Source organism: Collinsella aerofaciens (assembly GCF_028209625.1).
Taxonomy (GTDB): domain Bacteria; phylum Actinomycetota; class Coriobacteriia; order Coriobacteriales; family Coriobacteriaceae; genus Collinsella; species Collinsella aerofaciens_AM.
On the sequence record NZ_JAQLDU010000008.1, the window covers coordinates 1 to 14,429 of the forward strand.

The 14,429-nt window shown below is 61.0% G+C and carries 11 protein-coding genes; 10 read left to right on the forward strand and 1 reads right to left on the reverse strand.

Going from position 1 to position 14,429, the window contains the following annotated elements; genetic code table 11:
• Positions 1 to 214 precede the first annotated feature (214 nt).
• The 3 genes from PMW70_RS05065 (at position 215) to PMW70_RS05075 (ending at position 5,001) form a co-directional block, all read left to right on the forward strand.
• Positions 215 to 928 carry an ABC transporter ATP-binding protein gene (locus tag PMW70_RS05065; protein WP_271744059.1) on the forward strand — a complete coding sequence of 238 codons (714 nt, stop codon included), beginning with the start codon at positions 215 to 217 and terminating at the stop codon, positions 926 to 928.
• A gap of 8 nt (positions 929 to 936) precedes the next feature.
• Positions 937 to 3,603 carry an ABC transporter permease gene (locus PMW70_RS05070; RefSeq protein WP_271744060.1) on the forward strand — a complete coding sequence of 889 codons (2,667 nt, stop codon included), beginning with the start codon at positions 937 to 939 and terminating at the stop codon, positions 3,601 to 3,603.
• Positions 3,604 to 3,795: 192 nt separating this feature from the next.
• Positions 3,796 to 5,001 carry a DUF362 domain-containing protein gene (locus PMW70_RS05075; RefSeq protein ID WP_271744061.1) on the forward strand — a complete coding sequence of 402 codons (1,206 nt, stop codon included), beginning with the start codon at positions 3,796 to 3,798 and terminating at the stop codon, positions 4,999 to 5,001.
• Positions 5,002 to 5,252: 251 nt separating this feature from the next.
• Here the strand turns inward: PMW70_RS05075 and PMW70_RS05080 are convergent, their stop codons facing one another.
• On the reverse strand, positions 5,253 to 6,218 hold the full coding sequence (locus PMW70_RS05080) for an alpha/beta hydrolase (protein WP_271744062.1): 966 nt from the start codon (positions 6,216 to 6,218) through the stop codon (positions 5,253 to 5,255).
• Between the two features lie 186 nt (positions 6,219 to 6,404).
• Here PMW70_RS05080 and trhA point away from each other — a divergent pair, with 186 nt between their 5' ends.
• From trhA to PMW70_RS05115, 7 genes are all read left to right on the forward strand, one after another.
• A complete protein-coding gene (trhA, locus tag PMW70_RS05085) occupies positions 6,405 to 7,088 on the forward strand; it encodes a PAQR family membrane homeostasis protein TrhA (protein WP_199407916.1) in 684 nt (227 codons plus the stop codon).
• A gap of 111 nt (positions 7,089 to 7,199) precedes the next feature.
• Entirely contained in the window at positions 7,200 to 8,573 is a 1,374-nt protein-coding gene (locus PMW70_RS05090) for a hemolysin family protein (protein WP_271744063.1), read from the forward strand.
• Between the two features lie 24 nt (positions 8,574 to 8,597).
• A complete protein-coding gene (locus PMW70_RS05095; protein ID WP_233504106.1) occupies positions 8,598 to 9,431 on the forward strand; it encodes a cyanophycin synthetase family protein in 834 nt (277 codons plus the stop codon).
• Positions 9,432 to 9,567: 136 nt separating this feature from the next.
• Positions 9,568 to 9,957 carry a YtxH domain-containing protein gene (locus PMW70_RS05100; RefSeq protein ID WP_117778776.1) on the forward strand — a complete coding sequence of 130 codons (390 nt, stop codon included), beginning with the start codon at positions 9,568 to 9,570 and terminating at the stop codon, positions 9,955 to 9,957.
• On the forward strand, positions 9,957 to 10,712 hold the full coding sequence (locus tag PMW70_RS05105; protein ID WP_271744064.1) for a PRC-barrel domain-containing protein: 756 nt from the start codon (positions 9,957 to 9,959) through the stop codon (positions 10,710 to 10,712). Before PMW70_RS05100 ends, PMW70_RS05105 begins: the two co-directional genes overlap by 1 nt.
• Before the next feature lie 72 nt (positions 10,713 to 10,784).
• Positions 10,785 to 12,191: a polysaccharide deacetylase family protein gene (locus PMW70_RS05110; protein WP_271744065.1), complete on the forward strand. Its 1,407-nt coding sequence runs from the start codon at positions 10,785 to 10,787 to the stop codon at positions 12,189 to 12,191.
• A 328-nt stretch (positions 12,192 to 12,519) separates the two neighbouring features.
• Positions 12,520 to 14,364, forward strand: coding sequence for a magnesium transporter (locus PMW70_RS05115; RefSeq protein ID WP_271744066.1), 1,845 nt, complete (start codon positions 12,520 to 12,522; stop codon positions 14,362 to 14,364).
• Positions 14,365 to 14,429 lie beyond the last annotated feature (65 nt).

Here is a 14,429-nt window from a genome sequence, read left to right on the forward strand (position 1 = left end):
TCTTCCTGCGGGGCATTTCCGATGCCTCCCTTTTCTCGAACCTTAATTTCAAAGTCCAAGAAATGGGATGCAGTTCAAATGAGTGGTTTCAGTCATTTAAGTCTGTCCCCAATGAGTAGGTTGGAAAATAGTTCGCGCACGTCGCTTAAAAATAGTTCGCCCGGGTTTACTATTAACCTAGAAAAGTAGCAGATGGCTAACAACGGGGGATAAGATGGCGACAAAGCGAGCCTATGTCCAGGTCAGCGGGCTTAAGAAACACTACGGCGACGGTGATGCGCGCCTGACGGTACTCGATGGCATCGACACGTCCATCAACCGCGGCGAGATCTGCGTCATGCTGGGGCCCTCGGGCTCGGGCAAGTCGACCTTTCTCAACCTCATTGGCGGCCTGGAGGATGCCGACGGCGGCTCCATCATGGTGGACGGCTGCGACCTCACCGTGCTCAAGCCTGCCGATCTGGGCGAGTACCGCCGCCGCGAGCTGGGCTTTGTCTTCCAGTTCTACAACCTGGTGCCCGACCTTACTATCAAGGAAAACATCGAGGTCACGGCGCACCTGTCCAAAAAACCGCTCAACATCGACGACCTCCTACGCTCGCTGGGCCTTTACGAACACCGCAACAAATTCCCGCGTCAGGTCTCGGGCGGCCAGCAGCAGCGCTGCGCCATCGGTCGTGCGCTCGTCAAAAACCCGGGCCTGCTGCTGTGCGACGAGCCCACGGGCGCGCTCGACTACAAGACATCCAAGGAAATCTTGCAGCTCATGGAGGACGTCAACCGCACTTACGGCTGCACCATCATCATTGTCACCCACAATGCCGCCATCGCGCGCATGGCAAATCGCGTGCTGCGCCTGCGCGACGGGCGCATCGTCGAGGACGAGCTCAACGAGTCGCCCGTCGCGGCCGCCGAGCTCGATTGGTAGGCGGCGCCATGACACCTCTCGCAAAACGTCTCCCGCGCGAGCTGCGCCGCAATATCGGCAAGTACCTGGGCATCTTTTTGCTTATGTGCGGAAGCATCGCCCTCACGTCGGGCTTTTTGCTCGCGGCGCATTCCATCGGCTGCCTCATTGACGACATGCGCGACGACTACACGATTGAGGACGGCCGCGTGACTACCTCCTTCGAGGCCACCAAAGATCAGCTCAAGGCTGCCGAAGACGCGGCTGAGGACGTCGGCGGCGTTACGTTCTACAAGAACTTCTCTATCGACGCCATCATCAAAAAGGCGGCTGGCGACGACGGCACCAAGCGCACCCTGCGCACCTACGCGCATCGCACCAAGGTTGACATTGCGTCCTACTGCGAAGGCAGGCAGCCCAAGACGGACGATGAGGTGGCAATCGACCGTGTCTTCGCCACCAACAACGACCTCGCCGTGGGCGATAAGGTCGAGCTTGAGGGCCGCACCTACACCATCTGCGGCATCATGACCCAGCCCGATAGCCAGGCGTTGTTCCTCGACAATTCGGACTTTACGGTGAACACCATCACGTACGGCGTGGCCGAGGTCACCGACGCCGGCTTTGCCGCGCTTGAGGACGCCGGCGGCGCGCCTGCCTACACCTACTCCTTCACCTTTGCCGATCGCGATCTCCCCACCGCGGATCGCATCGATGCGGAGCAGGATATGGTCGAGGCGCTGACCGATGCCGATGCGCGCGTGGACGATCTGATCGATGCCGATTCCAATCAGGGCATTGGCTATGCGCGCGACGACGTGGACGGCGACTCCATGATGTGGATGACGTTGCTCGACATCATCATCGTGATCATGGCGTTTGTCTTTGTGGTGCTCACCGACGCCACCATCGAGGAGGAGAGCGCCATTATCGGCACGCTGCTCGCCAGCGGCTATCGCCGTCGCGAAATCGTGCTGCACTACCTAGCGCTTCCCGCCATCGTAGGCGTGGCCGCGGCGCTACTGGGCACCGCTCTCGGCGTTGCGTTCTTTACCGAGCCCATGCGCGGTCTCTACTACGGCTCGTACAGCCTGCCGCCCTTCCAGGTGTACTGGAGCTGGGAGATCTTTGTGAAGTGCGCCGTGGTTCCCGCCGCCGCGCTCATTCTCATCACGCTGGTGGGCCTGCTTCGCAAGATGGGCAAGACGCCGTTGCAGTTCCTTCGTCACGAGGCGAGCGGCAAATCGGGCACCAAGCGCGGCCTGCAGCTGCCGGAGCGCATGGGCTTTGTCTCGCGCTTCCGCCTGCGCGTCTTCCTGCGCAACCTGGGCAACTTCGCCACGCTCTTCGTGGGCATTGCATTCGCCTCGCTGCTGCTGCTCTTTGGCCTGGCGATTTTGCCCACGATGACGCACTACGCGGACAACCTCGAGACGAGCCTGGTCGCCGAGCATCAGTACACACTCAAGGCGCCGCTGGAGCTCGAGGGCACTGCCGAGGAGCGCGAGCAGTGGTCGGCGCTCGAGCGCTTGCAGTCGATTGACGGCGCGCTGCTCTCCGCCGCCCAGGATGCCGATGACGAGCTTGACGACGCGGCCGATGCGGCGCAGACGGCAGCCGATGCCGCGACCGCATCTCCGTCTGCCGAGAGCCTGACTGCAGCGCAGGATGCGCTTGCTAAGGTCAAGGACAAGAAGGATGCGCTCTACGCACGCCTCGACGATCTTGCCGATGCCCTCGGCTGCGACCGCGATGAGGCCATCGACCTGATCGACAAGGCCTCTAAGATCGACACCGACAACGACGACATTCACCCGATCAACACGACCGACAACGGCGCGGGCGCAATCGCGCAGGCCGAGAAATATGCCTTTTACCAGCTGCAATACGACCGCGGCGATGGTAATGGCGAGGAGACGATTTCCGTCTACGGCATTTCATCTCATTCGCGCTATTGGAAAGACCTCAACGTCGGCGACGGGCGCGTCGTCTTTGGCGGCGGTCTGCTCGATAAGTTTGGCTGGAGCGAGGGCCAGAAGGTCGAGCTTCGCGACAAGTACGAGGCTCGGGATTATTCTCTTGAGTACGCGGGTAAGGACTGTATCTGGGGTTCAAAGTCGGACATGAATATCTATATGAGCATCGATGACTTTAACGAGCTGTTCGGCAACGACGCCGCCTACTTTAACGGCTATGTGAGCGACGAGAAGCTCGACCTCGATGCTCGTTACTTTGCCGGTGACACCACGCCCAACGACATGCGCGCCGTGGGTGACCAGTTCATCGGCATGATGAGCAAAATGATCGGCATGATGGTCGGGCTCGCGGTGTTTATCTTCCTGCTGTTTATGTACCTGCTGACCAAGGCGGTGATCGACCACAGCGCCCGTTCGATCAGCTACATGAAAGTCTTTGGCTATCGCGATAGCGAGATCTCGCATCTGTACATCCGCTCGATCACGCTGTGCGTGGCGGCGTCGCTCGTGCTGAGCCTGCCGGTCATTATTGGCTCGCTCACGGCCATCTTCCGCTCGATGCTGCTCGCCTATAACGGCAATATCGAGATCTACGTGCCCGCTTGGTCCATGGCTGCATGCGTCGGCATCGGCTTTGCGACCTACCTGGTCGTGGCGCTGCTACACACGCGCTCCATCAAGCGCGTCAGCCTGGCCGAAGCCCTCAAGGTGCAGGAGTAGTCATCGGGGACAGTCTTTGCCGATTCGCCGGCTCGCCGGCCGGACTGGCAAGGACTGTCCCTGGCGGCACTCATTTAAGTCTGTCCCCAATGAGTGGCCGTAGCGACTCGGCGTTGCGCTTGACTTCAACCCCACTTCAATGGGTACCATCCTCTATGTCTGTAACGCCATATAGACCGAGGGGATATAACTATGACCGCAACTGCACCCGCAGCACCCGCTAAGGTGTACTTCACCAACCTGCGCACGCATGCTCGCGAGAGCCAGCTTGACAAGCTTAAGCGCCTCATCCGTCGCGCCGGCATTGAGCAGATCGACTTTGAGAACAAGTTCGTCGCCATTAAGATTCACTTTGGCGAGCTGGGCAACCTGAGCTTTTTGCGCCCCAACTACGCCCGCGCCGTCGCGGATGTCGTGAAGGAGCTGGGCGGCAAGCCCTTCCTTACCGACTGCAACACGCTCTATGTGGGTAGCCGCAAAAATGCGCTCGAGCACATCGACACCGCCTACCAGAATGGCTTTACCCCGTATGCCACGGGCTGCCAGGTCATCATCGCCGACGGACTCAAGGGTACCGACGAGGCGCTCGTTCCGGTCGAGGGCGGCGAGTGCGTGCACGAGGCCAAGATCGGCCAGGCACTCATGGATGCCGATATCGTGATCAGCCTCACCCACTTTAAGGGCCATGAGCAGGCCGGCTTTGGCGGTGCCATGAAGAACCTGGGTATGGGCGGCGGCAGCCGTGCCGGCAAGATGGAGCAGCACGCCGCTGGCAAGCCGAGCGTCGATACCACCAACTGCGTAGGTTGCCGTGCCTGCGAGAAGATATGCGCGCACAGCGCCATCACGTTTGACGGTACGCGTGAGCGCGAGCTTGCCAACGGCAACACCCGTACGGTTCACGTCGCCGCTATCGACCACGATCGCTGCGTGGGCTGCGGCCGTTGCATTGCGGCGTGCAACCAGGACTGCATCAAGCCCGACTATGATGCCGCGGCCGACGTGCTCAACTACAAGATCGCCGAGTACACGAAGGCCATTGTTCAGGATCGCCCCAGCTTCCACATCTCGCTTGCCATGGACATCAGCCCCAACTGCGACTGCCACCCCGAAAACGACACGCCCATCGTCAACGACATCGGCATGTTCGCGAGCTTCGACCCGGTCGCCATCGACCAGGCCTGCGCCGACGCCGTCCTGGCGTCCGAGCCGCTGCCTAACACCGAGCTTACCGACAGCGCGGCCAAGATGGAGCATAATCACGAGCATCTGGAGGGCGAGCAGGCCAAGGATCCCTTCTGCATCACGCATCCCGACACCGACTGGCGCGCGTGCATCGCGCATGCCGAGAAGATCGGCCTGGGCACGAGCAAGTACGAGCTCATCGAGGTCAAGTAGCTCTTAGCTATTGGACAAAACAAGCGCCTTTGTGGCGCAAGTCGAGCAAAAGCCGCCCGTGAGCACAGCGCCCACGGGCGGCTTTTCGGAAGTATGCGGCAAATTTCGAGACCGCCGAGCACACGACGTTTTTTGGCAACAAAACCCCTGATAAATTGTTGATAAAACTGCGGTCTGGTCGGCAGTTCCAGATTTTGCCGCATACTTCCGAAAATAGGGGGCCAGATAAAGCCCCGGACGTTGCTTTTTGCCTAAAAATTCTTTCCGAGGAAGTCGTCGACCGTGTTCCAGTAGAGCTCGGGGTCAACTTGCGCACTCTTGGCGTGGGTGGCGCCATGAATGGTGAGCTTTTGCTTGACCTTGCTGGAGCACGCGTCGTAGTTTTGGTCGAGCATGTCGTACGGCACAAAGGTGTCCTGGTCGCCGTGGATAAACAGCATGGGAACCGTCGCGTGTTTGAGTTGCTCCACACTGCTTGCCTTATGAAAGTCGTAGCCCGCGCGCGCGTCGCACACCAAGTTTGCTACATCGAGCAAGGGAAAGCTGGGCAGGCCGAACACGTCCTTGAGCTGCAGGGAAAACTCGTCCCAAACACTTGTATAACCGCAGTCCTCGATAATGCATTTCACGTTGGACGGCAAAGATTCCCCCGCGACGTCCATGGCGGTTGCCGCACCCATCGACTCGCCAAAGACCAGGATGCGCGCCTCGGGGTCAGCCTGAACGATCCGCCCAATCCATGCAACGACATCGAGCCGCTCGGGCCAGCCCATGCCGATATAGTCGCCGCCGGAGCGCTCGTGGGCACGGGCGGCAGGCGCGAGCACGTTCATGCCGCGGTCATGGAATCGTTTGGCGTATCGGGCCATACCGATGGGCTCATCGGTGTATCCGTGTAGGCAGATAGCGTAATTGTGCGTGCTCTCTGGGGCGGCAAAATACCAAGCGGAGAGCTCGGTTCCGTCATCTGCGGTGAGGCTGCTGCTCTCGCGGTTCTCTTTAAACCATGCCCGCGCCTCGGTTCCCTCGGCATCCGGCTGCTCACTTTCTTTGTCGTCCTTGCCGTCCTGCATCATCTTCATGGTGTATGGCGCGCGGGGATTCAGCGCGAAGTCAAACAGAAAGTTGCCGGCAAATCCGAGCAGCACAATGACAACCACCAGTGCAACGATGCCGGCTATCTTGAGCTTTCGATGGGAATGTTCGTTTTGAGCCATGCGGTATTCTCCTATAAGATGTTAATACATCAACATTTAAAACAAGCGCATTATGGATGTTCGCCGTTGATGCGTCAACAAGCAAAGAATGGGTAAACAAAGGGTCACGTATGGTGCAAATTTCGCACGTACCCAGACGCTTTGATATAGTGTTGAGAACTCTTTACATTGGAGGATGTAACCGGCATGTCCGATTCGAGCGACAGTTCCAAGCCGCGACCCAAGATCGCGGCCGTTCCGCACTACACGGTGGGCGAGGAGATCATGAACTCCGTCACCCATGGTGTCGGCTGCTTGCTGGGTATCGCGGGTCTGGTGCTCCTGATCGTATTCGCTGCACTGCGCGGCGGTGGCCCGGCCCACATGGCCGCGGCAATTGTCTATGGCGTCAGCATCATCCTCGAGTACCTAGCCTCCACGCTCTACCATGCGATTCAACCCGCGCGCGCCAAGCGCGTGTTCCGCATCATCGACCACAGCTGCATCTACCTGCTCATAGCCGGCAGCTATACGCCGTTTTGCCTCATCACGCTCGCAAACGACGGCGGCGCTGTGCTGTTCTTTGCCGTATGGGCCATCGCCATTATCGGCATCGCCCTCGAGTGCTTTATGCGCGAGCGTCAACCGCACTGGGTAAGCGGCCTGGTCTACCTGCTGATGGGCTGGCTTGTCGTCTTTAAGCTGCCCGAACTTGTGGCACTGCTCAACCCCGTGGCACTTGCCCTGCTCGCCGTCGGCGGCGTGTGCTACACCGCGGGCGTGCCGTTCTATATCGCCAAAAACGTGCGCTATCTGCACAGTGTGTTCCACCTGTGGGTGCTCGCCGGCAGTATCTTCCAGTTCATGGCGGTGATCCTCTTCGTAATCTAGCGACCACGCCTGCGCGCTCGCGTCCTTGTTTGGGCGCCGGCGCAATTGCCCTACCCGTCACCTACGCTTACTACCCAACGTCCCGAATCTTGGAGGTTCGAGAAACTCCCGATGGACATAACCATCTCCCTTATCACCACCCTCGTTTTGACCCTCATCAACGGCTACTTCTCTATGTCCGAGATGGCGCTCACCACGGCCAAGCGCGCCGTGCTGGAGCACGAGGCCGAGGAAGGCGACAAGCGCGCCGAGCGTGCCATTAAGCTGGCTGCCGACTCCGACCAACTGCTCGCCACCATCCAGGTCGCCATCACGCTCGTGGGCTTCGCCTCGTCTGCCGTCGCCTCGACGAGCCTGTCCGACCCGCTCGCCACGTGGCTCATGAGCTTTGGCATCGCGCCGCTCTCCGCCATCGCGCGCGGCCTGGCGCCGGTCATCATCACCGTCGCCGTCGCCTTCGTATCCATCGTGATCGGCGAGCTCGTGCCCAAGCGCATCGGCCTTGCTAACGCCGAGGGCGTATCCAAGCAGGTCGTGGGACCGCTCTCCGTATTCCAAAAGATCGCCCGCCCGCTCGTGTGGCTGACCGGTGCCTGCTCCGACGGCCTGGCCCGCATCCTGCGCATCAAGAGCGCCGACGACCGCCAGAACGTCTCGGAGGAAGAGATCAAGTACATGGTCTCGGAGCAGGACGACCTGCTCGACGAGGAAAAGCGCATGATCCACGAGATCTTCGACCTGGGCGACACCGTTGCCCGCGAGGTCATGGTGCCGCGCGTGGACACCACCATGTGCGAGGATGACGAGACGGTCGCCGACGTGCTGTCCACCATGCGCCAGACCGGCTTTAGCCGCATCCCCGTCTATCACGAGGATCCCGACAACGTCGCCGGCATCGCGCACATCAAGGACCTGATCCAGCCTTCGCTCGATGGCAAGGGCGACCAGCCTATCGCCGACTTTTTGCGCGACGCCACCTTTGTGCCCGACACCAAGGACATCCTGCCGCTGCTGTCCGAGATGCAGACCTCGCACGACCAGATCGTAGTGGTCGTGGACGAGTACGGCGGCACGGCCGGTATTATCACCATCGAGGACATCGTCGAGGAGATCGTCGGCGAGATCGAGGACGAGTTCGACCCCGACAACAAGTACCTCACGCGCCTCTCACGCCGCGAGTGGCTCGTCGATGGGCGTTTTTCGTGCGATGACGCGATTGAGCTTGGTTGGCCGCTCGAGGAAAGCGATGATTATGAGACCATCGCCGGCTGGATTTTGGAGCTTTGTGACTCGGTGCCCGACATCGGAGAGGTGTTTGAGGTCGCGGGGTACAAGTTTAAAGTGCAGTCGATGCGTGGCCAGCGCATCTCGCTCATTCGCGTGATCGCTCCGGCCGAAACCGATAAGAAGGATTCCGAGTCTTCGGCAGACGAGCCGACGACGTCGGGTGCGGGTTCCGCGAATCCGCACGACGGCGACGAGTAGGACAAGGAAGAGTAGGGGAGAGTTATGGCAGGCCTGTTCAACATCCTTAAGGTCACCGTCAGCGAGGACAAGATCTGCGCGCATGTGCTGGTGAACCCCGGCATGCCGCTCATGACCTCGGAGGACATAGAGGCCACGGCGCGCGTGTACTACCTGGTGCCGGCGATTGCCAAGCACCTGTGCCTGGGCGATTCCGGCCGCGAGTTCCAGGACTGCATGGGTCAGACCGAGCTCTGCCACCTGCTGGAGCACGTGACGGTCGAGCTCATGAACGAGACCGGTCTTGCCGGTAGCATCTCGTGCGGCCGCACGCGCGTAAGCGAGCATGACGAGCGTGTCTTTGAGGTCGAGCTTTCGTGTCCCGACGACGCACTGGCCATCGGTGCGCTGTCGTCGGCCACCTTTATGATGGACTGGGCGTACCTGCACGCCGACCAGCCTGCCCCCGACGTGGAAGGCACGGTCGCGGGCCTGCGCAACCTGGTGCTGGGCATGCGCGCCGAGGCCGAGGGCAAGGATCCTCACGAGGCCGTCGCCGCCGCGAACGGCGAAGATGCTGCCGAGGACGAGGGCGCTGACGAGGGCGATGTGCCGGTCGACGCCGAGCCCGTTGCCGATGCGACCGCCGAGCCCGTTCCCACCGAGCCCCAGGGCGTCCCCAACTTTGACGACGAGCCCCAGGTGGCGATTGATACCGAGGGCGCGGTTGCCGAGAACCACGAGGCCTCCGCTGCCGTCTTTGGCGGTGCGGCGACGGTTCCGGCAGGACCTGCGCATGAGGGCGGCCTGCCGCTCGTGGACGGCGCCGGCGAGGACCCGGGTGCCACGGTGGCCATGCCGGCTATGCCTCAGGAGTAGGCCTACGCGTTTATCACCATCACGCACCTGCACCTTTGCCGTACGCAGATGAGCGGAGCGGCAAGTGATGCGCTGCGGGTATAATGGACAGCATTCAAACGGTGGGCACCGACGTGCCCGCAGGAGAGGAATGATCATGGGTAAGACTTTCAGCTTTGTCTCCGGCGCACTTTTTGGTGCTGCTGCCGGCGCTATTATCGGTGTTGCTCTGGCTCCGCGCTCGGGCGCCGAGACCCGCGCCATGGCTGCCGATATCGCCAACGACGCCTGGGACAATATGCGCGACACCTACGAGCACAGCGCCGAGGAGGCCCGTGCTGCGGTGAATGACTTTGGCCCGATGGTCGACGCCAAGACTGACGACCTACGCGCCAAGGTCGACCTGGCCCGCGAGCGCATGGACCAGCTGCGCGAGCAGCTCAACGACGCCATTTCGGGTGGCAACGTGACGCCTGCCGCCGACGTCGTGGTCGAGAACGCCGTCGAGGCTGATGCCGAGGCTGCGGAGCCCTCGACCGAGGCATAATGCGCGCCGGGGATTTTGTCGGCGCCAAGATCTATCGCAAGCCTACCGAGGACAAGCGCACCAAAAAGGACGGCACACCGCGCAGCCCTAAAAAGCTCGGAAAGATTCACTTTCCGGTCTTTACCCCGGGCGGTACGCGCGTGGTCGGCTTTATGGTCCGCCAGTCCGATATCGCGGGCATGATCGAGCGTCCCGATCGATTCGTAGCGCTCGACGCCATTGGTGTCTACGAGGGCGCCATTGCGGTCGATGACGTCAAGGACACGTACGATGCCGCCGCCGCCAAGCGCCTCGACATCAACCTGGACGATTGCATCATCTGGGTCGGTATGGACGTGCGCACGGAATCGGGCGACGTCGTGGGCTATTGCTCGGACGTTGAGTTTAAGCCACGCTCGGGCATCGTGCAGGCATTCTATGTGACCGCCGGTGCTGCTTCGAGTGTTTTGGTTGGTGACACGCAGGTGCCGCCGACGATGCTGCGCGGCTACGAGAACGGCGCGATGGTCGTCTCGGACGAGGTCAAGTCGCTCGGGTATTCGGGCGGTGCGGCTGCCAAGGCCGCCGAGGCCAGCGTCGTGGTGGGCGACAAGGTCAGAAAGGGCGCCAAGGTGCTCGACGACAAGGGGTCGGTTGCCGTGGACAAGGGCAGTCGCGCACTGGGCAAGCAGCTCGGCAAGACGCGCGGCATGTTCAAGGCCTTTAAGGACGAATACCAAAAGGCGAGCGGAGGCTCGTCTAAAGCTACAAAATAGCGACGTACCAAATGATGGGAGGCAAGCCGGAGACCTGTTGCTCCGGCTTGCTGTGTTTAAGGGGGAGGGCACATGCGCCAAAACGGATCCAACTTAAACGGGCGTTCGGGTGCGCGTCCGACGGCGCGCCGCGACCTGGGGCAGCTGCCCAGCGGTCAGCGCCGTCGCCGCCGTAAGCCCGGCGCGATGTACCTCAACCATAGCCGCGGGTTTAGCGACCGCAGCGCGCGCATCGGCAACGGGCGCTCGCCGCGCCGACCGTCCCGTCTGCCCTATGCGCTCATTGCCGTGGGCTGTGCGCTCGTGCTGTTTATCGCTGCCGTCGTGGGCTACGTCAACCGCAGCGTGGACGTGGAACTCAACGGGCAAAAGACCGCGGTGCGCGTGGGCTCTACGCTGCAGAATCTCATCGACGACCAGGAGTTGACTGACACCTACGACGCAGGCGACCTGCTGGCCGTCGATGACAGCGTGCTCAAGCGCCATGGCGGCGAAAAGCTGTCGGTTAAGGTGGACGGCAAGCGCATAAAACAGGGCAAATGGGATAGCCGCGAACTTGAGGGTGGCGAGAAGGTGACGGTCAAGGATGGCCGTAACACCTACGAGAAGCATGAGGTTCAGGCTACGGTTATCGAGCCCAAGCTCAAGGTCGAGGGCACGGGCGCCATCGAGTATGTGCAGACGTGGGGTGTCCAGGGCCGCTCCGAGGTGTGGGTCGGTGAGCAGTCGGGCAAGACGCAGGACCGCGGCGAGGTTGTGCCCGCCACCGATTGCGTCGTTGCGTGCGCCAGCGTGGCGCCCAAGGGCAACGAAAAGTACGTGGCGCTGACGTTTGACGAGGGTCCGAGCGGTGCGACCAAGCAGATTTTGCAGGTACTCAAGGAAAAGGGCGTCACCGCGACGTTCTTCCTGTCGGGCGATGCGGCCGAGGCCTCGCCTGCCACGGCCAAGGCGATTGTCGATGCCGGGTGCGAGATCGGATCCAACAGCTACAGCGACGATTCGCTCAAGGGTCAGGACCGTGAGGCGGTACGCGAGCAGATCGCGAAAGGCACCGATGCGATTAAGTCGGCGACCGGCGTGAAGACGATGCTGCTGCGTGCTCCCTACGCTGCCTTTGACGAGCAAAACTGGATTGATGCGATGGACCTGGTCTCCGCCGTGGTCTCGTGGAATATTGACTCGGGCGACTGGCTGCTCAACGGTGCCGACGAGCAGGTCTCAACGGTGCTCGATTCGGTGACGCCGGGCAATATCGTGCTGCTCACCGATAGAGACGAATGCGCCGAGCAGACGCTCGAGGCGCTGCCGCAGATTATCGACGGTCTTGTCGCCGACGGCTACAAGATCGTGACGCTCAGCGACCTGGTTAAGACGGACACGGCATTGAGCAAAAAGCTCACCTCGCTGACGAAGGTCACCATGCCCAAGGACGCCGTGTTCCCCCAACTTGCCGAGGACGATGACACCACAGAGTAGTCATTGGGTAGTCGTTTAAGAACGTCCCCAATGGCTATGTCACGGATACGTCAGCGTTTGGTATGCCTGCAATGTGCAGCGCATAAATTCGATGCCGCAGGGCGATGCTGATGCTATAGTTACTGCGGTTAATGAGGGTCAAGAGAAAGGTTACAGGTGAAATCCAAACCTCGACCATACAGTCGATGACCCCATGCAGGTGCTTTTTGCGCATGCACGGGGTGTAAGCGTCGAGCGGCGTGCCGCCCGCGCATGCGTATACATATCCAGAAGCCCCCGGACGCCGCACGCGCGGCCGCGCCCGGAGGAATAATGATGGGGAGCACCATTGAATTATCTGAGTGAGATGCTCAAATTGCCAGTCTTGGACGTCGACGGCGAAAAGCTCGGCGTGGTCAACGATTTTGGCATTGCAACCGGCGAAGTTTTTCCGCACGTGACGTCGCTCGCGTTCCGCGGTCCCGGCAAGACGCCGTTCATGATCAGCTGGCGCAAATGGGTCGACCGCATCGATGAGACAGGCGTGTATCTCAATACGTCTGCCACCAATATTCGCTTCTCGTACCTGCAGCCGACCGAGCTCCTGCTGGCGCGCGATGTTCTCAATAAGCAGATCGTCGACACGCAGGGCATGAAGGTCGTGCGCGTCAACGACATCAAGTTTTCCATGTCGGGCGAAAATCAGCTGCGCCTGCTGGGTGCCGAGGTCGGCGCCCGCGGTCTGCTGCGTGCAATCAGCCCCGCGCTCGAGCACGTCGTCGAGGGCTTTATGAAGCACCTGGGCAAGCCGCTCAGCGAGGACATTATCGCCTGGTCCTACATGGACCTGCTCGACCGCTCGACCAAGAACATTCAACTCTCGGTGTCGCACAAGACGCTCGGCGAGCTGCACCCTGCCGACATCGCCGACATTATCGAGCAGCTCGACCCGCGCTTGCGTGCGCAGGTGTTTGCGCAGCTCGATACTGCCCAGGCCGCCGAGGCCATCTCGGAGTTCGATGACGACGAGCTTATGACCGAGATGCTCGAGGGCCTGTCCGACACCGACGCATCGTCGATGCTGGCCATGATGGACCCGGACGACGCTGCCGACCTGATCGACGAGCTTGATTACGAGAAGGCCGAGAAGCTCCTGCGCCTGATGGGCGTCAAGGAGGAGAAGGCGATTCGTAACCTGCTGGGGTATGAGGACAACACCGCCGGCCGCATCATGACCTCGGAGTTTGTCTCCCTGCCCGCTACGGCAACGGTCGGTGACGCCATCGAGGCGATTCGCGAGCTCGACGAGGACTTCGAGAGCGTCTATTACGTCTATACCGAGGATCCGAGTGGCATGCTGACCGGCGTGCTTTCGCTGCGCACGCTGATCGTAGCCGACCGCGACGCCACGCTGGGTCAGTTGGCCTATCGCGACCTGGTCTATGTGTCGCCCGACGAGGACCAGGAAGACGTGACGGACGAGATGACCAAGTACGACCTGGTTGCCATCCCCGTCTGCGACGAGAACCGCCACATCCTGGGTATCGTGACCTTCGACGACGCCATGGACGTTATCGCCGAGGAGCATCAGGAGGACCTGCAGATCGCCGGTGTCGGCTCGGGCGATAGCGCGTCGGACGACTCGACGAACGTGCTCAGCTGGTTCGTGCATCGTCAGTACTGGGTTGTTGTATGGGGCATCGCATCGTGCATCATGGCGACCGTGCTGGGAACGGCGCTCGGCTCCGCGCATCTGGTGGTGTTCCCCATGTGCGCCATGCCGCTCGTGCTGCTGGCGGCCTCGCGCATGGTGTCGTTCGTCAAGAACTACTTCCTGGAGTATGACGGTCACGACGACGAGCCCAAGCCGTATCTGGGATTCTTCTTCCAGAGCACGGGCATGGGCCTGATTCTGTCACTCGTGACCTACCTGTGCGCCCAGCTGGTGCGCACCGCTGCATTCCCCGATGCGCCCATGTTTGAGGAGCAACTCTTTACCGGGTGCTTTAATATCGCTGCCATCATTTGCTTGGTTGGCAACATGAGTGCCGTGATTTACCTGACGGTGCTGTTCTGGCGTGACGAGCATGACCTCAACACGTCGGGCACCGCCATGAACGTTATTGCCGTCATGATCTCGTGTGTGGCGTATTGCATCGCCGCGGTGCTGCTCGCCATGTCAGTCATGGGCTAGGTGGTCGCGTGCAAAATACCAAGCAAAAGTCGGGCACCAAGCAAAAGCTGACCATCGCGGCCATC

Excerpts from the sequence above, each read along its gene's own strand:
- PMW70_RS05065 (WP_271744059.1), top strand. The coding sequence starts at position 215 with ATGGCGACAAAGCGAGCCTATGTCCAGGTCAGCGGGCTTAAGAAACAC.
- PMW70_RS05070 (WP_271744060.1), top strand. The coding sequence starts at position 937 with ATGACACCTCTCGCAAAACGTCTCCCGCGCGAGCTGCGCCGCAATATC.
- PMW70_RS05075 (WP_271744061.1), top strand. The coding sequence starts at position 3,796 with ATGACCGCAACTGCACCCGCAGCACCCGCTAAGGTGTACTTCACCAAC.
- PMW70_RS05080 (WP_271744062.1), bottom strand. The coding sequence starts at position 6,218 with ATGGCTCAAAACGAACATTCCCATCGAAAGCTCAAGATAGCCGGCATC.
- trhA (WP_199407916.1), top strand. The coding sequence starts at position 6,405 with ATGTCCGATTCGAGCGACAGTTCCAAGCCGCGACCCAAGATCGCGGCC.
- PMW70_RS05090 (WP_271744063.1), top strand. The coding sequence starts at position 7,200 with ATGGACATAACCATCTCCCTTATCACCACCCTCGTTTTGACCCTCATC.
- PMW70_RS05095 (WP_233504106.1), top strand. The coding sequence starts at position 8,598 with ATGGCAGGCCTGTTCAACATCCTTAAGGTCACCGTCAGCGAGGACAAG.
- PMW70_RS05100 (WP_117778776.1), top strand. The coding sequence starts at position 9,568 with ATGGGTAAGACTTTCAGCTTTGTCTCCGGCGCACTTTTTGGTGCTGCT.
- PMW70_RS05105 (WP_271744064.1), top strand. The coding sequence starts at position 9,957 with ATGCGCGCCGGGGATTTTGTCGGCGCCAAGATCTATCGCAAGCCTACC.
- PMW70_RS05110 (WP_271744065.1), top strand. The coding sequence starts at position 10,785 with ATGCGCCAAAACGGATCCAACTTAAACGGGCGTTCGGGTGCGCGTCCG.